A 20,379-nucleotide genomic window follows, 5' to 3' on the forward strand; every position below is an offset into this window, starting at 1 on the left:
GTGCGAAACAATTCTTTCGCAATGACTCTTTCACGTAGTGCTGTCGTATCCCTGCCCCGGCTCGGACTCGGTCCGCCGCCGGCCCTGGCCCAAAGGCCGGGCGTCGTACGCCTGCCTGGCGGCGACCAGGGCCGGGGCGGCGCGGCGGGCCCAGTTCGCCAGGGCCTCCAGAGGGTCGCGGATGTCCTCGGCCAGGGGCGTGATGGCATATTCGACGCTCGGGGGCGCGTCGGGGTGGACGGTGCGGGTGACCAGGCCGTTGCGTTCGAGGTTGCGCAGGTTGAGCGTCAGCATGCGGCGGCTGACGCCCTCGATCGCGCGCTCCAACTGGGTGAAGCGGCGCGGGCCCTCGCCCAGCTCGACCAGGATCTGGATGCACCACTTGTCGCCGATCAGCCGCAGCACCTCGGGGAGCGGGCAGTCGGCCTGGTCGGTTACCGCGGTGTTCCGTTGCGCCAAGAAAGTGCCTCCTTTTCAGCGTCTCGATGGTGGCGCAGGATAACTCCCGTTACAAGAGGTAACGTTCCTGGTCGTAAGGGGATATGTCATGCCTTTTGCGTATGCCGACGGCTACAAGATCGCGTACACGGTGTCCGGAGCGGGGGCACCCGTGGTGCTTCATCCCGGGATGTTCGGGGACGGGGGCCACTGGGCCTACCTCGGTTACACCGAGGTCCTGGCCGCTGCCCACACGGTGATCGCGATCGATCCGCTCGGGCTGGGCGCGAGTGTCGCGCCCCGCACTCCGGCGGCGTACACGTTGGAGCGGCGGGCCGCGTCCGTCACCGCCGTGCTCGACGACCTCGGGCTGGATCGGGCCGCCTTCTGGGGGTATTCGCTGGGCGCTCTGACCGGCTACGCGGTGGCCGTCCGCGCGCCGGAGCGGCTGACCCGGCTGGTGGCGGGGGCCTTCGACCCGTACGGGTTCATGGCGCGGGTGCCCGTCGTGCTGGCCGCGCTCGGGCTGCCCGCCGACCATGACCCGTACGAGCTGGTCAGGGGCGGGGCGCTGGAGTCGGCGTACCAGGTTGCCGTGATCGAGGCGGGCGACGCGGCGGCGCACCGCGCGAACTACGAGGCGTTCTCCCGCGAGCCCGGCCTCGCCGACCGGCTGGCCGCCTCGGAGGTGCCGACCCTCATGTACGCCGGCACGGCCGGCCCCTGGCACGAGCCGATGCGCGACTACGCCCGCTCCCACGGCGCGGAGTTCTTCTCGGTGGCGGACGCCGACCACGCCACGGCCCTGCGCCGCCCGGCGGACGTGCTGCCCCGCGTCCGCGACTTCCTCTCCCGCTGACCTGCTCGGGCGCGCACCGCCGCGTGCGGCCGCCGGGCGCAGCCGCCGGGCGCGGAGCTCCAGGCGCGCGGACATGGTGTCGAGCATGAACGCGTCGGCGCCGCCTCGATGCCGCGCCCCTTGGCTGTGCTGACACCGGTGAATTCGATGATGGGCGATCCGATTGTGACCGACGACACTCGATCATGTGTTTGAATTGGCGTATGGATTCTCCCCGGTACCTGGAGCTGTTCGACCGTGACGCCGCGCGACTGCGGGAGGTCGCCGTGCGCGATGTGGGCGCGCCGGTGCCGTCCTGTCCCGGGTGGACGGCCGCCGACCTGTTGCTGCACGTCGGCGAGGTCTACCTGCACAAGGTCGAGGCGATGCGCCGGGGCGCCTGGCCCGACCCCTGGCCGCTGCCGCCCGAGCCGGCCGAGCCCGCCGGATACTTCGACCGTGCCCTGTCCGTGCTGCGCGCCGAGTTCGCCGCGCGCAAGCCCGGCGAGCCGGCTCTCACCTGGTACGACGCGGACCAGACGGTCGGCTTCTGGGTGCGCCGGATGGCGCTGGAGACGGTCGTGCACCGGGTCGACGCCGAGCTGGCGGCCGGCGAGCCGCTCGCCCCGATCCCCGACGACCTGGCGCTCGACGGCATCGACGAGATCCTGGTGGCGTTCCTCGCCTACGCGGCGGCCAAGTGGCCGCAGGAGTTCGGCGACGGCCTGGTGGCGGCGGAGGGCCGTACGGTGTCGATCCAGGCGGGCGACCACCGCTGGCTGGTGCGCCCGTCCGCCTCGGGGGTCGAGGTGGCGAAGGGCTCCACCGCCGAGACCGACGCCTCGGTGACGGGCTCGCCGCACGACGTCCTGCTGTGGCTCTGGGGCCGCCAGGGCGGCACGACCCCGTCCTTCTCCGGCGGCTCGGAGCCGGTCGAACGTCTGCGCGGCCTGCTCAAGGACGCCACCCAGTAGAAACCCGGAGGAGCTGGCGGAGGCCGGCGGCGTACGCGCGCGGGTGGCTGGTGTTGCCGTTGTGCCCGCCCGGCAGCTCCGCGAGCTCGGTCCCGAGGCGCTTCGCCAGCTCGACGGCGCAGCGGCGGTCGAAGACGGCGCTCGGTGTGCCGCGGCCGGCAGCGGGCACGATCGGGGTCCGGCAGCCCGACAGGTCCAGCTCGTCCTGGATCACGGCGGGGAAGTCGTACCTGAGGAAGAAATCGAAGTTCGCCTGCCGCCGGAGCGTCATGGGTTGCGGGGTCAGATCGGGTTCGGCGTCGGCGGTGATGCCGAGGACGCGCGGGATCTCCGCGACGGCGGCGGCCAGGCCGCCGTCGAGGTAGCGGTCGCGCACCTCGGTCAGCTCCGCGCGGTGCCGGGCCTGCTCGGCCTGAGGGAGTAGCCAGGGGGCGACCGGTTCGTGGGCGATGAGCAGGCTGAGCTGCTCGGGATGGCGGACGGCGAGGTGCAGGCCGATGGTCGCGCCGAGGCTCTGGCCCAGCATGATCGCGGGTTTCTCGGTGAGGTGGCCGAGCAGCCGGTGCACGTCGTCGGCGTGCTGCCGGACGGTCACGCCCGCGCCGGGGTCGTCGACGGTGCTGCGGCTCAGCCCGCGCCGGTCGTACGTGACCACGGTGTACTCGTCCGCGAGCCGGTCCACCAGGTCGGTGGTGCGGTCGGCGTCGCCCTCGCCGCTCTGGGAGATCAGCAGGAGGGGGCCCGTGCCGCGGATCGCGTAGTGGAGGGACGCGCCGGGCACGCGCAAGGTGTGCGAGGTCATGTCGCCCAGCCTAGTCCATCAAATTTGATGCATCAAAAATGATGGGGTTATCGCGTCCCTGGGACGAGTCGTTCCGCGAGGGCTTCCAGGGCGGCGACGGTCTCGCTGACGCGCTGGGGGTCGTCCGTGCCCAGCGCGGCCGCCAGAGCCTGGTCGATGGGGGTGTCGCGGACCTGCGACACGCGGTCGGAGACCTCGGGCGCCTCGCGGATGATCGTCCGTCGGCGGTCTCTCGGGTCGGTCTCCGTGGTCACCGCTGCCGTCTCGCGCAGCCGCGCGACGGCAGCGGACACGGCACTCTGTGGCAGGCCGGTGCGGGTGGCGATCTCGCCCACGGTGGTGTCGGGATGGCCGCGCAGGTCGCTCACGACGATGAGCACGGTGCGCAGGCTCGTGGAGTGCTCGCCGATGCCCTCGGTCGGCATCGCCTCCTCGCCGATCTTCATCAGTGTCCGGCCCAGCAGGAACAGTTCGACCCCATTCACGCTCAGAAACATACAGGCGGGAGTCGGTAGGGTCCTGTGGCGTGACGACGGAGCTGGAAGGGCTGGCCGAGCGGCTGCGGGAGTTCGCGCGGGTGCGGGAGTGGGAGCAGTTCCACACGCCGAAGAATCTCGCGATGGCGCTGGCGGGCGAGGTCGGGGAGCTGGTGGCGGAGTTCCAGTGGCTGACGGCCGAGGAGTCCCGCCACCCCGACGCCGAGGCGCTCGCCCGGATGCGTACGGAGCTGGGCGACGTGACGCTCTATCTCGTGCGCCTGGCCGACGTCCTGGGCGTCGACCTGGTGGAGGCGGCGCGGGACAAGCTCGACCACAACGACCGCCGCTACGACGCCGACCGCTACCGCGGCTCGGCCCGCAAGGCCCCGCCCACCGCCTGACCGACGCGTGATCACCCGGATCAGGCGGCCCGCACGGCCCCGCCCACCGTCTGACGGGCGCGGATCAGGCGGCCCGCACGGCCGGCTTGAGGGTGTCCTCGCACCACTGGCGGAACGTGGTGGGCGTGTCGATGGCGTGCTGTGGCGTGCGGGTGACCCCGTGGTCCAGGCCGTTGTCCTTGGCGATCATCATCTCGACCATGCCCTGGGCCATGGCGGCGGACATGCCGGAGCCGGCGAGGCGGTCCTTCAGTGCCTGGCCAGGGATCTGCTGGTAGCGCACCGGGGTCTCGAGCACCTCCGAGATGACGGCGGCCATGTCGTCGTACGACAGGTCCTCGGGGCCGAGCACCGGCACCTCCTCCTGGCCGGACCACGAGGTGTCGAGCAGCAGGCGGGCGGCGACGGCGGCGATGTCGCGGGTGGCGACGGTGGGCGCCTTCCGGTCGGGGGCGATCATGTCGAAGAGCACGCCCTGCTCCTTGATCACCCGCGCCTGCCGCAGCACGTTGTCCATGAACGACGGCAGGGCCAGCGCACGGAACGCCACACCGGTGCCGGCGATCAGGTCGTCCATGGCCAGCGACGCGGTCACGTATCCGGCCCGGCCGGCGTACGGGGTGGTGCGGCCCAGGGCGCTGACGTTCACCACGCGCTTGACGCCCCGCTCGCGCATCGCCTCGGCCGCGGGGCGGGTGAAACCGACGTAGGCCGCCTCGACGCTCGGGGCGCCGTGGTCGGTCGGCAACAGCCAGAACACCGTGTCGGCGCCCTCGAACGCGCGCGCGACGACCCGCTGGTCGCCGTGAGAGCCTTGGACGACCTCGACCTGGTCACGGACGTCGGCGGACAGCCTGGCCGGGTCGCGCACGACGACACGAACCGGCTCGCCGAAGGCCAGTACGTTGTCGAGAACCTGGTGTCCGATGTTTCCGGTAGGGGCGGTGATGACGATCATGAGGAATCTCCCAAGAACGCGAGGACAAGTAAACTCTACCGTACCGTTTACTTCGGTGGGACACCGATGAGCGGTCAGCGGCGTGGCGAGGAACTCCGCCGCCACATCCTGTTCGTGGCCAAGGACGTGTTCCTCGAGACCGGTTATGAACGCGCCTCGATGGACACCGTCGCGGTCCGCGCCGAAACGTCCAAGCGGACGCTGTACGCGCACTTCGAGAGCAAGGACAAACTGCTCCTCGCTGTCATGGACCTCGTCCGCGAGCTGTACCTGGGCAGGCTGAAGACCCCCGACGCGTACGCCGAGGAGCCCATGGAGGCGGTGACCTTGTTCTGCGGCCGGTTCCTGCAGCTGATGGCGTGGGAGCCGCAGGTGCGGACCTGCCGGCTGAGCATCGCCGAGGCCGAACGGCTGCCCGGCAGCTCGCGCGCGTACTTCGACGCCGTCTTCGCCGGCACGTACGAGCGGCTCGGCGTCTACCTCGCCGAACGGTTCGCGATGAGCGGCGCGGGCAGCGCGGCGCTCGCCGAGGACCTGCTCGGCCGCACCGTGCTGCCGCGGCTGCTGCGCAGGCTGCTCAACGTCGAGGAGGCGATCAAGGACGCCCCCGAGCCGGCGACCCTGGCCGAGGACGTCGACCTGGACGCGATCCGCCGGACGGTCACCGCGACGCTGCCCGGCTGAAGGTCCGCGAAAAGGGCGGCATTGCCAGCAGAGGCCCGCATAAGGTGGCGAGCATGCGATTTGGGGTGCTGGGGCCGCTGGCGGTCTGGACCGACGCGGGGGAGCCCGTCACCATCCCCGGTCTCAAGGTACGCGCGCTGCTCGTGGACCTGCTCGTGCACGAGGGCCATCCGGTGTCCGTGGACCGGCTGGTCGACGACCTGTGGGGCGATGACGCGCCGGCGAATCCGGCGGGCGCGCTGCAGGTGCGGGTCTCGCAGCTGCGCAAGGCGTTCGAGGACGCCGAGCCCGGTGGAAAGAACCTCGTCGTCTCCCGCGCCCCCGGGTACCTGCTGCGCTGCGACGACGGCGCGCTCGACGCCGCCCGATTCGCCGGTCTGCTCGCCGAGGCGGAGGCCGCGACCAGCCCGCGCACGAAGGCCGAGCTGTTGGCGGGCGCGCTGGCCCTGTGGCGCGGCCCGGCGTACGCGGACTTCGCCGACGAGGAGTACACCCGCTCGGCCGTCCTGCGGCTGGAGGAGCAGCGGCTGTCGGCGCTGGAGCAGCACGCGGAGGCGCGGCTGGAGCTCGGCGAACACGGCCTGCTCGTCGGCGAGCTGGGCGACCTGGTGGCCCGCCATCCCCTCAGGGAACGCCTGCGCGCCGTCCACATGCGCGCCCTCTACCGGGCCGGACGCCAGAGTGAGGCCCTCGCCAGTTACGGCGAGCTGCGCGAACGGCTGTCCGAGGAGCTCGGCCTCGACCCCGGGCCCGAGCTGGTCGCGCTCCACCAGGCGATCCTCGGCCAGGACCCGGCGCTGAGCGTGCCCGCGGAACGCCCGGTGACCAACCTGCCCGCCTCCGTCAGCAGGCTCATCGGCCGGGAAGAGGCCCTGGCCGAGGTGTGCGCGCTGGTCACCGAGGAACGACTGGTCACCCTCACCGGCAGCGGCGGCGTCGGCAAGACCCGGCTGGCGGTGGAGGTGGCGAGCCGGCTGCTGGACGCCTACCCGGACGGAGCCTGGCTGGTCGCGCTCGACCAGGCGTCCCGGTCGCCGGCCGAGGCCGTCATCGCGGCCCTCGACATCAGGGAGGACGCCTCCGGCGGCTCCCCGGCCGGGCACCTGGTCGCCGCGCTCAAGCCCCGGCGGACGCTGCTCGTGCTGGACAACTGCGAGCACGTCGTGGAGCAGGTCGCCGAGCTGGCCGAGACGCTGCTGCGGGCCTGTCCCGAGCTGCGCGTCCTGGCCACCAGCCGCGAGCCGCTGGCCGTGTCCGGCGAGGTGCTGTGGAGCGTGCCGCCGCTCGACGTGCCCGCCGCCGCCGACCTGGCCACCATGGCCCGCTCCGACGCCGTACGGCTCTTCGTGGCCAGGGCCGCGGCGTCCGCCCGCGGGTTCTCGCTGGACGCGTCCAACGCGCAGGCCGTGGCGCAGCTGTGCCGGCGGCTCGACGGCATCCCGCTGGCACTGGAGCTGGCCGCGACCCGGGTGCGGGCGCTCGGCGTGCACGGCGTCGTCGCCCGGCTGGACGACCGGTTCCGGCTGCTGGCCTCCGGGCAGCGCGGGGCGCCGGCCCGGCAGCAGACGCTCACCGCGGTGATCGACTGGAGCTGGGACCTGCTGTCCGGCGACGAACGCACGGTCCTGCGCCGCCTCGCGTCGCACGCCGACGGCTGCACGCTGGAGGCCGCCGAGGCCGTCTGCGCCCTCGCCGACACCCCCGCCGCCCGCCGTCCCGGTGACGCGCCGATGCTCGCGCACGGTGACGCGGCTGCTCCGGGGCCCGGTGACGCGGCCGGATCGGCGGTCGGTGGCGAGGTTGTTCTGGGACCCGGTGACGCGGCGGGACCGGCGGTCGGTGGCGCGGCTGCTCCGGGGTCCGGTGACGCGGCGGGATCGGCGGTCGGCGACGCGGTGACGACCGAGCTCGACGTGCTGGATCTGCTGGCCCGGCTGGTCGACCGGTCGCTGGTCGTGGTCGCCGACACGCCGACCGGCATGCGCTACCGGCTGCTGGAGTCGGTGTCCGAGTACTGCCGGGCCCGGATGTCCGACGCGGGCGAGCTCGACCGCGTACGCCTCGCACACCTGCGCCACTACCTGGAGCTCGCCGAACGCGCCGAGCCCGAGCTGTACGCGCACGACCAGCGCGACTGGCTGCTGCGGCTGGACGCCGAGGCCGCCAACATGCGGGCCGCACTCGACACGGCGGTGGCCCGCGCCGACGCGGACGCCGCCGCCCGGCTGGTGAACGCGCTCGCCTGGTACTGGTTCCTGCGCGGCAGGCTCGCCGAGGCCCGGCGCTCGCTGGAGACGGCCCTGTCCGTGCCTGTCTCTGCGCCTGTCTCTGTGCCGACCTCTGTGCCGACCTCTGTGCCGACCTCTGTGCCGACCTCTGTGCCGGCCTCTGCGCCGCCCGCGCCCGGCGTCGGCGCCGCACGCGCGCGGGCCGCCGCCTGGCAGGCCGCGTTCGCGCTGCTGGCCGGCGAGCACGTCGACTGGCGGCCGGTGCTGGAGGCCGTCCCCGACCGGCGCGAACGGGCCAGGGTCGAGGTGTTCGTCGGCATGCACGTCGAGGACATCGCGACCGGGCAGGAGCTGACGGAGCGGGCACTGGCCACGTTCAGGGAGGTCGGCGACCGGTGGGGCGTCGCGGTCGCGCTCATCCGGCACGCCATGGACGCCTTCACCCGCCGCGACCACGACGCCCTGGAACGGATCGGCACCGAGAGCGCCCGGCTCTTCACCGAGCTGGGGGACCGGTGGGGCCTGCTGCGCGCCACCGAATGGCTGGCCTCGCTGGCGGAGATGAGGCAGGACGCCGAGAAGGCCGCCAAGCTGTTCGGCGAGGGTCTGCGGATGGCGGAGGACCTGGGACTGTGGCCCGAGGTCGCCTCGCACACCGCCTGGCTGGGCTGGGTCGCGCTCGGGAAGGGCGACTACGACACCGCCATCGAGATCTGCGAGCGGGCGCTGAAGCTGGCCACCGCCCAGGGCTACTCGAGGAACACGAGCATGGCCGAGATGGGCCTGGCCTTCGCCGCGCGCCGTGCCGGGCGGTACGACCTGGCGGAGAGACACCTGAACCACCTGCTCGAAGGGCTGTCGCGCGACCCCGACGGCGACTTCGCGATGCACCTGCCCGACACCCTGGTCGAGCTCGGCTACCTCACGGAGCTGCGCGGCGACCCCGACGCGGCCATGCTGCTGCACATGGAGGCGCTGGGCATGGCGCGCAAGGTCGGCGACCCCGCCACGACGGTGTTCGCCGTGGAGGGCGCCGCGGGCGCCGCGCCGCCCGAACAGGCGGCCAGGCTCCTCGGGCTGGCGGACGCGGTCAGGCGGCACAACCAGACGCCGGTCGGCCCGTCCGAGCGTCCCGACATCGAACGGGCCGCATCCCGGGCCCGCGCGGCGCTCGGCGACGAGGCGTTCGAAGCCGCGTACGCGCAGGGGGCCACCGGCAAGCTGGAGGACGTCGAGAAGCTGCTATGAGCCCCGTTCCAGGTCGGCGGCGAGACGGTCGAAGAACTCGACCCAGCCCGCCCTGGCCTGCTCGGCGTGCCGGTCGTCGGTGTTGACGCCGTACTGGTGGAAGCGCATCTCGGTCTTGCCCTCCACGTCGGCCAGCTCGACGGTCACCACGGACGCGGGGCCGTCACCGGGCGCGTCGGGGTCGCCGGTGGTGAACACCAGCCGCGCCGACGGCACCACCTCGCGGTACGTTCCGTCCAGCGTCACCTCGAACCCCTCCTCGCCCACGAGCGTGGCCCGCCAGACCCCGCCCGGCCAGGCGTCCAGGGTGATCCGGCCCACCGGCGTGGTCAGCGGCGGCGGCCCGAACCAGCGCGAGAACCGCTCCGGCTCGGTCCAGGCGGCCCATACCGCCTTCCGCGGGGCGTCGAACAGGCGGGTGATGACGTACTCGGCGGTCGGGGTCATGGCGGCGGTCCTTCCTCTGGGCGACGTCTCCACGGTGCCCGCCGGTGCTTACGATGCCCTTCTCACCTCCTTACGGCGCGTGGCACGCTGGGACGCATGAGGATCATCCGCGCCGCCAAGGTGCTCACGGGACGTTCCGGGGAAGTGCTCGAAGACGGTGAGGTCCTCATCGACGGGGCGACGATCGTCTCCGTCGGCCCGAGAGGTCACGCGGGGGAGCACGCCGTGGCGGGGGAGGGCGACGTGCTCGACCTGCCGGGCCACACGGTGCTGCCGGGGCTCGTCGACGCGCACGTCCACCTGGGGTTCGACGACCGTGTCGACCCGGTGACCCGGCGCAGCCCCGAGAGCGACCACCACCTGCTGCTGCGCATGGCCGAGAACGCCCGCAAGCTCGTCTCCGCCGGCGTCACCACCGCGCGCGACCTCGGCGCGCGTGGCTTCCTCGACATCGCGTTACGCGACGCGATCGAGGAGGGCATGGCCGTCGGCCCGCACATCGTGGCCGCCACCCGGCCCATCACGATCACCGGCGGCCACTGCTGGTACATGGGCGGCGAGGCCGACGACGAGCCCGCCATCCGCCGCGTCGCCAGGGAGAATCTCCGAGCCGGCGCCGACTGCCTCAAGGTGATGGCCTCCGGCGGCCAGATGACCCCGGGCGCGCCGCCCAGCTGGATCCCCCAGTACGGCACCGAGCAGCTCCGCGTCGTCGTCGAGGAGGCCGCCACCCGCGGCAAGGGCGTCGCCGCCCACGCTCACGCGCACGCCGCGATCCGCAGCGCCGTCGAGGCCGGCGTCACCACCATCGAGCACTGCTCGTTCATCACCCCGTCCGGCCACCGCTACGATCCCGCGCTCGCCGACCTCGTCGCGGCGAGCGGCACGTACGTCTGCCCCACCGTGCACGGCGCGTTCGAACGGATCCGCAAGGTCCACGGCGCCGAGATGCTCGACGCCTGGCTGGCCGGCGTCACCGCCATGCGCGAGGCCGGCGTCCGGCTCATCGCCGGCACCGACGCCGGGTTCGCCGTCGGCGGCATCGCCAACGAGACCGACGGGTACGTCGGGGGCCTGGAGGTGTTCGCGATGGCGGGCCACGGCAACGCGGAGATCATCGAGCTGGCCACCGTACGCGCCGCGGACGCCTGCGGGGTCGGGCAGGTCACCGGCAGTCTCGACCCCGGCAAGCGGGCCGACCTCATAGCGGTCGCGGGCGATCCGCTCGCACGCCTGGCCGACCTGCGCAACGTCACGCTCGTGCTGGTGTCGGGGCGGTCCGTCGGCCAGGCGGGCGTCGACACCGTGACCTCGTCCGCCGGTTGAGTAGAGGAGAACGCATGCTGCCCTGGTCCGCCGAACTGGCCGGCCGTCTCGACCACCACGTCGTCGACAGCGCCGTGCTGCGCGGCAACCGGCTGGGCGACCCGCACGAGCGGCCGCTCATGGTGTACGTCCCGCCGGGCTACGACGACGCGCCGGACCGCCGCTACCCGGCCGTCTACGTGTTGCAGGGCTACACCGGTCACGTCGCCATGTGGCTGAACCGGACGCCGTTCCGGCAGCCGTACCCGGAGCTGGCCGACGCGGTGTTCGCGGCCGGCGACGTGCCGCCCGTCATCGTCGTGTACGTCGACGCCTGGACGTCCCTCGGCGGCAGCCAGTACCTCGACTCGCCCGGCACCGGCCGCTACCACGCGTACCTGCGCGACGAGATCGTGCCCTGGGTGGACGAGCACTACCGGACGATCGCCGACCGCGACCACCGCGCGGTCACCGGCAAGTCGAGCGGCGGCTACGGCGCCATGGTCACCGCCATGCTGGCCCCCGACGTGTTCGGCGCCCTGGCCACGCACGCCGGCGACGCGCTGTTCGAGGTCTCCAACCGTCCCGCCTTCCCGGTGCTGGCCCGCAGGCTGCGCGACATGTACGACGGTTCGTACGAGACCTTCCTGAACGACTTCCGCGGCAGGATCGCCGGCACCAAGGAGGGCGACCTCGAACTGCTGGAGACGTACGCCTACGCGGCCGCCTACTCCGCCGACGACGACGGCACCGTACGCCTGCCGTTCGACGACACGGGCGCGGTCGTGCCGGAGGTCTGGCGGCGCTGGGTGGAGCGCGACCCCGTCACGATGGCCGGCCGGCCGCAGTACGCGGAGGCGCTGCGGTCGATGCGGGCCATCTGGGTGGACGCCGGCGAACGGGACGAGTACTTCCTGGACTTCGGCGCGCTCGCCTTCCGGCGGGCGCTGGAAGCGGCGGGCGTACCGGATGATCGGGTCTTCTTCGAGCTGTTCGACGCCGGTCACGGCGGCATCGAATACCGCTACCCGCTCGCGCTGGCCTGGCTTGCCCGCCGCCTCGCCCAAGGCCGCGCTACGCTGCCCCAATGACACTGAAGGACCAGGTACGTGAGCTGCGCCGGCAGGGCAAGTCGCCCAAGGAGATCGCCCGCGCGCTCAAGGTCGCGCCGTCGGTCGTCGCGCCTCTCGTGCGCGCCATCGCGGCCGAGACGCCCGGCACCGGTGCGGCCGAGGTGGCCGGGTGCTGGATCAACGTCGGCTGGAGCGAAGGGCTCGGCGTCGACCCGGCGCGCGGCTGGGTGGACAACGAGCCCGAATCGGGCGGCGGCGGCATGGTCAGCGTGCTCGTCGCCCGGCGGCACGGCTATGACAAGCTGCGCGTCTGCGGCTACCTCGCCGACGTCTACTGCATGGGCGTGAAGAACGCCATCGGTCCCGACGTGATCGACGACCGCATGCTGAGCCAGTTCCGCGAATACTTCTTCAGCGATTACCGGGGCTGGCAGGAGGCGCCGTTCGAGCTGGCCCAGCACCTCGTGCTCGGGTCCGTCGACCACGCCCGCACGCTCGGGTTCGAGCCCGACGGAGCCTTCGAGCCCGGGGCCGACCTGCTCGGCGAGTGGGAGGGCGGCTCGGCGATCACGTTCGGCCGGGACGGGAAGCCGTACTACGTGGAGTTCCCCGGCGACGACCCGGCCAAGGTGTTGCGGACGCTGCGCCGCACACTCTCCGACGACGCGTTCGGCTACGTCACCGCAGGCCGGTGACGCGCAGCGTGAGGTTGAGCCGGCCGGAGCTCAGCCCGGTCGCCGGATCGCCGGTGCCGGCGTAGACCTTCGGCACGCCGTGGTAGGCGAAGCGCGACGGCCCGCCGAACACGAACGCGTCACCCGAGTCGAGCCGCACGTCGGTGTACGGCCTGCCGCGCGTCTCGGTGTTGCCGAAGCGGAACAGGCAGGCGTCGCCGATGCTCAGCGACACGACGGGGGCGGCTGACTTCTCGTCCTTGTCCTGGTGCATGCCCATCTTGGCCTGGCCGTCGTAGAAGTTGATCAGCGCGGTGTCGGGGTCGTACGCGCCCGCTTCGCCGTAGGCGTCGGCGACGGCGCGCCGGCCCAGGTCCGCCAGCCACTCCGGCAGCGGGGCCACGGGCCGGCCGTTCACGTCGTCGGCGGTCCGCGTGTACCGGTACGGCTGCCAGTGCCAGCCCAGGCAGACCGTCCGCACCGACATGACCCCGCCCCGGGGCAGCACGGTGTGCCGCATCGGCACCGGCCCCCTCGCCCACGCGCGGCACGCCTCGACGAGGCGCCGCCGCTCGTCGGACGTCAGCCACCCGGGCAGGTGCACCGCCCCCGGCGCGATCTCCCTGATCGGCAGTGGAATCACCCCTCCAGTCTCCCAGCGCGGGTGGACGATCTAGGACGGACGGCGTACTTTCGAGCCCCGGAGCGAAGCAGGGTAGGAGCAGAGCATGGCCGAGTCCCGCGAGCACACCTTCACCGGCACCAGGGGCAGCGTCACGGTCCGCGAATGGCCCCATGACGATCCGCGCTACGTCGCGCTCCTCTGCCACGGATACGGCGAGCACATCGGCCGCTACGAGTACGTGGCCGACCGGCTCGTCCGGCACGGCGCCGCCGTCTACGGGCCCGACCACATGGGCCACGGCAGGTCGCAGGGCGAGCGGGTGCTCATCGACGACTACGAGGACGTGGTCACCGACGTCCACACCGTCGAGGAACGCGCCAGGGCCGACCACCCGGGCGTTCCCGTGGTGCTGATCGGCCACTCGATGGGCGGCATGATCGCGGCCCGGTACGCCCAGCGGTACGGCTCCGGCCTGACCGCCCTCGTGCTGTCCGGGCCGGTGATCGGGGAGTGGCAGGTGTTGACCGAGCTGCTGGCGTACCCGGAACCGCCGGACACCCCGATCGACCCGGCCACGCTGTCACGCGACCTGTCGGTCGGGGCCGCGTACGGCGAGGACCCGCTCGTGTGGCACGGCCCGTTCAAGCGCCGCACCCTGGAGGCCCTCTCGTCCATGCTCGACACGATCCGCAAGAGCGGCACGCTGGGCGCCCTGCCCACGCTGTGGATCCACGGCGAGGAGGACCGGCTGGTGCCTCTGGCGGGCAGTCGCATCGGCATCGAAGCCGCCCGCGGCACCGACTTCACCGAACGCGTCTACCCCGCCGCCCGCCACGAGGTCTTCAACGAGACCAACAAGGACGAGGTCCTGGACGACGTCACCACCTTCGTGGACCGAACCCTGCGCTGACGTCCTCACCGGGGTCAGGCGACGGCGAGCCAGACGTGGCCCTTGCCCTGGGTGCGGGTGAGCTCGATCTTCCAGCAACCGCGCTTCGGGAACGCGAACCCGGTGCCCCACTCCTGTCCGGGCCGCTCCCATGTCGACCCCGTGTGCTCCTCCGGACCCCAGGTCCGCTCGGCGGCCGTCCCGTCCGGGAGGGTGGCCTTGATCGTGAGCGGGCCCGCACCGGTCATCCGCCACACGATCTTGACTTCCTGGCCCCGGGAGAGCGGCGCCTCCTTGACGAACAGCAGCGCCCAGAGCTCGGCGTCCCGCGACGTCCCCCGCACCTCGGGAAACCCCTCCCCGATGAGCACCCTGCTCCCGTTGCACCCTCCCTCGGCGACGACCGGCGCAGGGCTCTCGCTTCCGGCACGGGCCGCGGGAATGGCACCGGCACTCAGCCGCGCACTCGCACCGGCACTCGCACCGGCACTCGCACCGGCACTCGAACCTGAGCCTCCGCCGACATTCGGGCTCGGGCTCGTGCCGGATCCCACGGCGGGCCCGGCGGCCGGTGCCTTCGCCCCACATCCGGCGGCCACCAGCCCCACCCCCGCCAGCAGCAGCGCCGCCACTCCACCCATCCACGCTCTGTTCGCCATCGAACCTCCTCGCCCTCACTACTCCGCATCGGCCCAGGAGGTTCCCGGCGGCCAAGGCCGATGATTTTCCCCACACGTACGGGTCTCCTTTGGCGAGGAGGCGATATGGGCGAGTACGGACGACCGTTGGCGGCAGGCGTGGCGCTCCTGGAACGCGCGATCGACTACACCCTCGGCAGCCTGCGCAGCGTGACCCCGGCCGCCCTCTGCCGCGCCACACCCTGCTCAGGCTGGAAACTCCACCACCTGCTGGAACACCTGGACGACTCCCTCCGCACCCTGACCGAAGCCGCCACCGGCCACGTCGCAGATTGCCCCCCCACCACCGAGGGCCTACGCGACCGGCCGGCGTCCGGCGCCGATCCGGCACTGCTCGTCAGGGACGGGGCCGCCGAGATGCTGGGAGGGTGGTCGGCCTTGAGAGACGGCGACGCCGGGACGGTCTGCGTCGGGAATCAGCGGCTGACCGGCCCGATGGTGGCCGCGGCGGGCGCGATCGAGATCGCCGTGCACGGCTGGGACGTGGCCAGATCGTGCGGCGAGCGCCGCCCGATCCCGCCGCTCATGGCGGAGGAACTGCTCGACCTGGCCCGCCTGTTCGTGACGTGCGCCGACCGCCCGTCCAGGTTCGCCACGCCGACGGTGGTGCCCGCGTACGCGCCCGCGCAGGACCACCTGCTCGCCCATCTCGGCCGGGACCCTGACTGGTTCGCCCATAATTGACCTGTTTCGACTCCGCATCACCGCCTCACAGGTCGTACGATCTCCTAGAGGAAAAGTCACGGCGCTCCCCATGGGCGCCGGTGGGCGAACCATGTACGTCCCCGCCGACACGGTGACACCGAAGGGCCCGGCCATCCCGGGACGACCACGCAGGACACCGTGCCGAGGGCGCAACCCCGTCCGGCCAGGCCCGCACAGGCGGGACCCTGACGGCCGCGGACGGGCCGGCCAACGTGGTGGCGACGACCGTTCTTCGTGCGGCCGTCGCCACCACCCCGCGGGGCCGGATCAGGATCCCGTCAGGTAGCCGGCGAGAGTGCCGCGGCTACGTCGGAGATCGTCGATGTGGTGGTCCATGGCGGCGAGCTCGCTGTTGAGGACCTCCCACAACTCTGTGCACCAGTCGATCTCCGGGCGCTCGCCCCGGGCGCACGGCAGCACCTCACGGATCACCTCCGTGGACAGGCCCGCGTTCAGCAGCGCGGTTCTTCGCTCCCTGACCGGCAACGGCGGTCCGGACCGCACCCGGCCCGCTCCCGCTCGGCCGACGCCCGCCCCGCTCACGGGCGCGTGCCAGCGTTCAAGTGAAGTCGTGGCGCTGCTCATGCGTGCGCGTCGCCGTCCGACCGAGGGGTCACGTGGTGGCCTGGAGGGTCTCCAGGACTTGTTCGCCGTATTTGGCGAGTTTGTTTTCGCCGACGCCGTTGACCGAGCTCAGCTCGGACAGGGACGACGGGGCGCGGGTGGCGATCTCGCGCAGGGTCGCGTCGTGGAAGATGACGTACGCGGGCACGCCCTGCTCCTTGGCGACACCGGCGCGCCAGGCACGCAGGCGTTCGAACACGGGGGCGGCCTCCGCCGGCAGCTCGGCCGCCGCCTGCGCCTTGGCGGGGGCGGAGACCTTGGCGCGGGCCGGGCGCAGCGTGTCGCGGCGCAGCGGCACCTGGCGATCGCCCTTCAGCACGGCCGCGCTCGCCTCGGTCAGCACCAGCGCCCCGTAGTCGGACTCCACCGCGAGCAGCCCCTGCGCCAGCAGCTGCCGGACCACGCCGTGCCACTCCGCGTTGCCCAGCTCGGCGCCGACGCCGAAGACCTTCAGCGTGTCGTGACCGTGCTGCATGACCTTGGCGGTCTGCTTGCCGAGCAGGATGTCGACCACCTGCCCCACCCCGAACTTCTGCCGCCGCTCATTGGCCAGCCGCCACACGGCGGACAGCACCTTCTGGGCGGCGACCGTGCCGTCCCACGACTCGGGCGGGGTCTGGCAGGTGTCGCAGTTTCCGCACGGCTGGGAGCCCTGCTGGCCGAAGTAGTCGAGCAGCATCACCCGGCGGCAGCTCACGGTCTCGCACAGCGCCAGCATGGCGTCGAGGTGGAGCACCTGCCGGCGGCGGTGGGCGTCGTCGCCCTCCAGCGCCATGCGCCGGTGTTGCACCACGTCTTGCAGGCCGTAGGCCATCCACGCGGTGGCGGGCAGGCCGTCGCGGCCGGCCCGGCCGGTCTCCTGGTAGTAGCCCTCCACCGACTTGGGCAGGTCGAGGTGGGCGACGAACCGCACGTCGGGCTTGTCGATGCCCATGCCGAACGCGATCGTGGCCACCACGATCAGCCCGTCCTCGCGCAGGAAACGGGCCTGGTGGTGCGCGCGGGTGGCGGCGTCGAGGCCCGCGTGGTAGGGCACCGCCGCGATGCCGTTGTCGTTGAGGAACTCGGCGATCTTGTCCACCGACGAGCGCGACAGGCAGTAGACGATGCCGGAGTCGCCCGGATGCTCCTCGCGCAGGAACTGCAGGAGCTGACGCTTGGGCTCGCTCTTGGCGGTGATGCGGTAGTGGATGTTGGGCCGGTCGAAGCCGGCCACGAAGTGACGGGCCTGGTCGAGGCCGAGCCGGGCGGAGATCTCGGCGTGGGTGGCGGGCGTGGCCGTGGCCGTGAGCGCGATGCGCGGCACGTCGGGCCAGAGCTCGCGCAGCTTGGACAGCTCCAGGTAGTCGGGGCGGAAGTCGTGACCCCACTGCGCCACGCAGTGGGCCTCGTCGATGGCGAACACCGAGATGTCACCCTTGCCCAGCAGCCGCTGGGTGGCCTCCAGGCGCAACCGCTCGGGCGCGAGGTAGAGCAGGTCGAGCTCACCCGCCAGGAACTCCGACTCCACGAGCTGCCGCTCGTCGAAGCCCTGCGTCGAATTGAGGAACCCCGCCCGCACGCCCAGCGCCCGCAGCGCGTCGACCTGATCCTGCATCAACGCGATCAGAGGCGAGACGACCACGCCGACGCCGCGGCGGACCAGCGCCGGGATCTGGTAGCACAGCGACTTGCCGCCGCCGGTGGGCATCAGGACGAGCGCGTCGCCGCCGGTCACGAGGTGGTCGATGATCTCCTGCTGGCCCGCCCGGAACGAGTCGTAGCCGAACACGCGCTGCAGAACGTCGGAGGGGGTATCCATGCGGCTACCTTACGTGTTCGGGGGCGAACGGATCGTCATTTCCGCCGACGGCGGACGCGGCCTCCGCGGCCCGCGAATCGGCCGGTACGCACTACCGTACTCACGCCGACGCGCCCTCCGTACGCCCACCGCCGTCCCCGGGACGACGCCCCAGATCGGACCCCGCATCCCCGCCGGCACGCTGCCCGTCGCCCGGACAAGCGCCGCCGCCGGCACGCTCCCGGTCGTCCGGACAAGAGCCGCCGCCGGCACGCCCCCGGTCGTCCGGAGAAGCGCCGCCGCCGGCACGCCCGCCACCACTCGGACGTTCACCGTCACCCGCGGGAAGGTCCACGCCGGAACGCTCCTCACCGCCACACCGCCCACCGCCGCCGGTAGGCGGGCCCGAGCCGGGACGTCCGTCACCGGCGGAACGCCCGCTGCCGCCAGTATGCTCGCCCTCGCCGACAGAACGGCCCTGGCCGGGATGGCCGGAAAGCTCGCCGGCTCGGTCGCGTGAGCGGCCGTCCCGTTCGTACGCCACCAGGGCCAGGGCGCCGAGCGCGCAGGCCGCCGCCACCGCCCCCATCACGGCCGGATACCCCGTGACCTGCGCCAGCCCGGCCGCCAGCAGGGGAGCGACCGCCTTCGCCACGGTGATCGGCAACGCCAAGGCGCCGCTCAGCGACGCGTACGCGGCGGTGCCGTACCGGTCGGCCATCAGCGCGGGCCGGGCGATCGTGGCCACCCCGAACCCGAGCCCGAACAGCACCACCCCGACCACCGCCCCCACCGTGTCGCGTCCCACGAGAGGCAGCAGCACGGCCGCCAGCCCCTGCAGCGCGAACATGGCGGCCGTGACCAGCGCCACCGGCCAGCGCGCCTGCAGCCCCGTGGTGACCAGTCGCCCGGTGACCGACAGCACCCCGAGCAGCCCGGCCACGCCGGCGGCGAACACGGGCGGGTGCCCGAGCGTGATCAGGTACGTGACCAGCAGCACGCCCATCACCGCCACCGCGCCCGTCTGAGTGAGGAACGCCGCCGCCAGCAGCCAGAACGGCCGCTCGCGCACCGCCGTCCGCACGATCTCACGCCGGTCGGCGTGCGGCGGCGCAGCCCGCCCGCGTACGACCAGCGCGTGCAGCGGCACGGCGGTCACGGCGTAGCCGGCGGCCAGGATGACCAGCGCCCGCCGCCACCCGTACAGCTCGACCAGCACCCCCGTCAGAGGCAGGAAGACGCTGGAGGCGAACCCCGCGACCACGGTCACCGCCAGCAGCGCCCGCGCCCGCCGCGCCGCGTCGAACCAGGCCACGATCACCGCGAACGCCGCCTCGTACAGCACCATGGCCGACGCCACGCCCAGCACCCCGCACACGACGTACAACTCCGCCACCGAGCGCACCTGCGACCAGGCCAGCACGGACAGCGCGCCCAGGAGGGAGCCCGTCGTCATCAGGCCGCGACCGCCGTGCCGGTCGAGCCGGCGGCCGACGACCGGCGCCACCAGCCCCGACACCAGCACCGACAGCGTGATCGCCCCCGTGAGCTCCGCCACCCCGGCGCGCAGGTCGCGCGACATCGGCGGGATGAACACCGAGAAGGCGTAATAGAGCACCCCGTAGCCGGCGGTCTGCGTGATCGCCAGCGCGGCGACCATCCGGGCGGGCGACGTCGGTCTGGCGATCATTCCTTTTTCGTTCCCGCTTGTCCGAAGAAACCATCGCTAGCGTCGAATCATGAGCTTTTCATACGTGGTGACCGGTGGCGGGCGCGGAATCGGGAAGGCGGTGGTCGAGCGGCTGCTCGGCGAAGACGAGCAGAACACCGTGGTCGCCGTCGAACGCGACGCGGAAGCCCTGGCCTGGGCCGGTCCCCGGGTCGTCCCTCTGATCGGCGACGCGGCCGACGAGCAGATCATGGCCAGGGCCGCCGCGCTCGCCGAGGAGGCGGGTCCTCTGGCGGGCTGGGTCAACAACGCCGCCGTCTTCCGCGACGCCTCCGTCCACACGTCCCCGATCGCCGAGGTCAGAGAGCTGATCGCGGCCAACCTCGACCTGGCCCTGGTCGGCTGCGCCACCGCCGTGCGGCACTTCCTCGCCGCCGGCAGGCCGGGCGCCGTCGTCAACGTCACCTCCCACCAGGCCGCCAGGGCGGTGCCGGGCAGCCTGCCGTACGCGACGGCGAAGGCCGCCGTCGAGGGGCTGACCAGGGCGCTTGCCGTCGAGTACGGCCGCCACGGCATCCGCGTCAACGCCGTCGCCCCCGGTTCGGTGGCCACGGAGCGCTACGAGGAGTTCCTGGCCGCGAAGAGCTCGCAGGAGGCGGCGGCCGTGGAGGCGGAGTTCGCCCGGCTCCACCCGCTGGGCAGGGTCGCCGCGCCCGCCGAGGTGGCCTCCGTCGTCGCCCACCTGCTCTCCCCGGACGCCGCCTTCGTCACCGGCGCGACGATCCCCGTGGACGGCGGTCGGAGCGTGCTCGGGCTGGACCCGGAGATGAGGGAATGAAA

21 protein-coding genes are annotated in these 20,379 nt (G+C 72.7%); 11 read left to right on the plus strand and 10 right to left on the minus strand.

All coding sequences use genetic code 11. From position 1 onward, the window contains the following. Window positions 1–30 precede the first annotated feature (30 nt). Window positions 31–459, minus strand: a complete 429-nt coding sequence (locus ACIBP6_RS36310) for a winged helix-turn-helix transcriptional regulator (protein ID WP_397058370.1) — start codon at window positions 457–459, stop codon at window positions 31–33. Window positions 460–547: 88 nt separating this feature from the next. Between ACIBP6_RS36310 and ACIBP6_RS36315 the strand changes: the two genes are divergently transcribed. Both ACIBP6_RS36315 and ACIBP6_RS36320 read left to right on the plus strand, forming a co-directional pair. After that, window positions 548–1,297: an alpha/beta fold hydrolase gene (locus ACIBP6_RS36315; RefSeq protein ID WP_397058372.1), complete on the plus strand. Its 750-nt coding sequence runs from the start codon at window positions 548–550 to the stop codon at window positions 1,295–1,297. Window positions 1,298–1,500: 203 nt separating this feature from the next. After that, window positions 1,501–2,250 (plus strand): maleylpyruvate isomerase N-terminal domain-containing protein, encoded by a 750-nt coding sequence (locus ACIBP6_RS36320; protein ID WP_397058373.1) that lies wholly within the window; start codon window positions 1,501–1,503, stop codon window positions 2,248–2,250. On the opposite strand, the gene ACIBP6_RS36325 is transcribed toward ACIBP6_RS36320, so the two are convergent. Then, window positions 2,231–3,052, minus strand: coding sequence for an alpha/beta fold hydrolase (locus ACIBP6_RS36325; protein ID WP_397058375.1), 822 nt, complete (start codon window positions 3,050–3,052; stop codon window positions 2,231–2,233). The two genes, ACIBP6_RS36320 and ACIBP6_RS36325, sit on opposite strands and share 20 nt — an antisense overlap. A 47-nt stretch (window positions 3,053–3,099) precedes the next feature. Further along, window positions 3,100–3,537 carry a MarR family transcriptional regulator gene (locus ACIBP6_RS36330; RefSeq protein WP_397058377.1) on the minus strand — a complete coding sequence of 146 codons (438 nt, stop codon included), beginning with the start codon at window positions 3,535–3,537 and terminating at the stop codon, window positions 3,100–3,102. Window positions 3,538–3,578: 41 nt separating this feature from the next. On the opposite strand from ACIBP6_RS36330, the gene ACIBP6_RS36335 reads away from it, so the two are divergent. Next, window positions 3,579–3,932 carry a nucleotide pyrophosphohydrolase gene (locus ACIBP6_RS36335; protein ID WP_397058379.1) on the plus strand — a complete coding sequence of 118 codons (354 nt, stop codon included), beginning with the start codon at window positions 3,579–3,581 and terminating at the stop codon, window positions 3,930–3,932. Between the two features lie 64 nt (window positions 3,933–3,996). Here the strand turns inward: ACIBP6_RS36335 and ACIBP6_RS36340 are convergent, their stop codons facing one another. After that, window positions 3,997–4,890: an NAD(P)H-binding protein gene (locus ACIBP6_RS36340; protein WP_397058381.1), complete on the minus strand. Its 894-nt coding sequence runs from the start codon at window positions 4,888–4,890 to the stop codon at window positions 3,997–3,999. 66 nt (window positions 4,891–4,956) lie between these two features. Between ACIBP6_RS36340 and ACIBP6_RS36345 the strand changes: the two genes are divergently transcribed. Next, window positions 4,957–5,574, plus strand: a complete 618-nt coding sequence (locus ACIBP6_RS36345) for a TetR/AcrR family transcriptional regulator (RefSeq protein ID WP_397058383.1) — start codon at window positions 4,957–4,959, stop codon at window positions 5,572–5,574. Window positions 5,575–5,627: 53 nt separating this feature from the next. Then, window positions 5,628–9,050, plus strand: coding sequence for an AfsR/SARP family transcriptional regulator (locus ACIBP6_RS36350; RefSeq protein WP_397058385.1), 3,423 nt, complete (start codon window positions 5,628–5,630; stop codon window positions 9,048–9,050). Here the strand turns inward: ACIBP6_RS36350 and ACIBP6_RS36355 are convergent. Further along, the gene (locus ACIBP6_RS36355; RefSeq protein ID WP_397058387.1) at window positions 9,045–9,497 is read right to left on the minus strand and encodes an SRPBCC domain-containing protein; all 453 of its coding nucleotides are present in this window, start codon (window positions 9,495–9,497) and stop codon (window positions 9,045–9,047) included. The genes ACIBP6_RS36350 and ACIBP6_RS36355 overlap by 6 nt on opposite strands. Window positions 9,498–9,593: 96 nt before the next feature. Here ACIBP6_RS36355 and ACIBP6_RS36360 point away from each other — a divergent pair, with 96 nt between their 5' ends. From ACIBP6_RS36360 to ACIBP6_RS36370, 3 genes are read left to right on the plus strand one after another with little or no spacing between them, the layout of a single operon-like run. Further along, window positions 9,594–10,823 (plus strand): amidohydrolase family protein, encoded by a 1,230-nt coding sequence (locus ACIBP6_RS36360; RefSeq protein WP_397058389.1) that lies wholly within the window; start codon window positions 9,594–9,596, stop codon window positions 10,821–10,823. A 14-nt stretch (window positions 10,824–10,837) separates the two neighbouring features. Continuing rightward, window positions 10,838–11,893, plus strand: coding sequence for an alpha/beta hydrolase (locus ACIBP6_RS36365; protein ID WP_397058391.1), 1,056 nt, complete (start codon window positions 10,838–10,840; stop codon window positions 11,891–11,893). Next, window positions 11,890–12,570 (plus strand): helix-turn-helix domain-containing protein, encoded by a 681-nt coding sequence (locus ACIBP6_RS36370; protein ID WP_246075607.1) that lies wholly within the window; start codon window positions 11,890–11,892, stop codon window positions 12,568–12,570. Before ACIBP6_RS36365 ends, ACIBP6_RS36370 begins: the two co-directional genes overlap by 4 nt. Here the strand turns inward: ACIBP6_RS36370 and ACIBP6_RS36375 are convergent. Continuing rightward, complete coding sequence (locus tag ACIBP6_RS36375) at window positions 12,554–13,192, minus strand: alpha-ketoglutarate-dependent dioxygenase AlkB family protein (RefSeq protein ID WP_397058393.1); 639 nt, start codon at window positions 13,190–13,192, stop codon at window positions 12,554–12,556. The two genes, ACIBP6_RS36370 and ACIBP6_RS36375, sit on opposite strands and share 17 nt — an antisense overlap. Before the next feature lie 85 nt (window positions 13,193–13,277). Between ACIBP6_RS36375 and ACIBP6_RS36380 the strand changes: the two genes are divergently transcribed. Next, window positions 13,278–14,084: a lysophospholipase gene (locus tag ACIBP6_RS36380; protein WP_397058395.1), complete on the plus strand. Its 807-nt coding sequence runs from the start codon at window positions 13,278–13,280 to the stop codon at window positions 14,082–14,084. Between the two features lie 14 nt (window positions 14,085–14,098). Here the strand turns inward: ACIBP6_RS36380 and ACIBP6_RS36385 are convergent, their stop codons facing one another. Continuing rightward, on the minus strand, window positions 14,099–14,434 hold the full coding sequence (locus ACIBP6_RS36385) for a hypothetical protein (protein WP_397058397.1): 336 nt from the start codon (window positions 14,432–14,434) through the stop codon (window positions 14,099–14,101). Window positions 14,435–14,827: 393 nt separating this feature from the next. Here ACIBP6_RS36385 and ACIBP6_RS36390 point away from each other — a divergent pair, with 393 nt between their 5' ends. After that, entirely contained in the window at window positions 14,828–15,445 is a 618-nt protein-coding gene (locus tag ACIBP6_RS36390; protein ID WP_397058399.1) for a TIGR03086 family metal-binding protein, read from the plus strand. Between the two features lie 288 nt (window positions 15,446–15,733). On the opposite strand, the gene ACIBP6_RS36395 is transcribed toward ACIBP6_RS36390, so the two are convergent. From ACIBP6_RS36395 to ACIBP6_RS36405, 3 genes are all read right to left on the minus strand, one after another. Further along, window positions 15,734–15,970, minus strand: a complete 237-nt coding sequence (locus tag ACIBP6_RS36395; RefSeq protein WP_397058401.1) for a hypothetical protein — start codon at window positions 15,968–15,970, stop codon at window positions 15,734–15,736. A gap of 109 nt (window positions 15,971–16,079) precedes the next feature. Next, window positions 16,080–17,891, minus strand: coding sequence for a DNA helicase RecQ (gene recQ / locus ACIBP6_RS36400; protein WP_397058403.1), 1,812 nt, complete (start codon window positions 17,889–17,891; stop codon window positions 16,080–16,082). A gap of 100 nt (window positions 17,892–17,991) precedes the next feature. Next, on the minus strand, window positions 17,992–19,560 hold the full coding sequence (locus ACIBP6_RS36405) for an MFS transporter (RefSeq protein WP_397058405.1): 1,569 nt from the start codon (window positions 19,558–19,560) through the stop codon (window positions 17,992–17,994). 49 nt (window positions 19,561–19,609) lie between these two features. On the opposite strand from ACIBP6_RS36405, the gene ACIBP6_RS36410 reads away from it, so the two are divergent. Continuing rightward, window positions 19,610–20,377 carry an SDR family NAD(P)-dependent oxidoreductase gene (locus tag ACIBP6_RS36410; protein WP_397058407.1) on the plus strand — a complete coding sequence of 256 codons (768 nt, stop codon included), beginning with the start codon at window positions 19,610–19,612 and terminating at the stop codon, window positions 20,375–20,377. Window positions 20,378–20,379 lie beyond the last annotated feature (2 nt).

It is taken from the genome of Nonomuraea terrae, assembly GCF_044465245.1.
Lineage (GTDB): Bacteria > Actinomycetota > Actinomycetes > Streptosporangiales > Streptosporangiaceae > Nonomuraea > Nonomuraea terrae.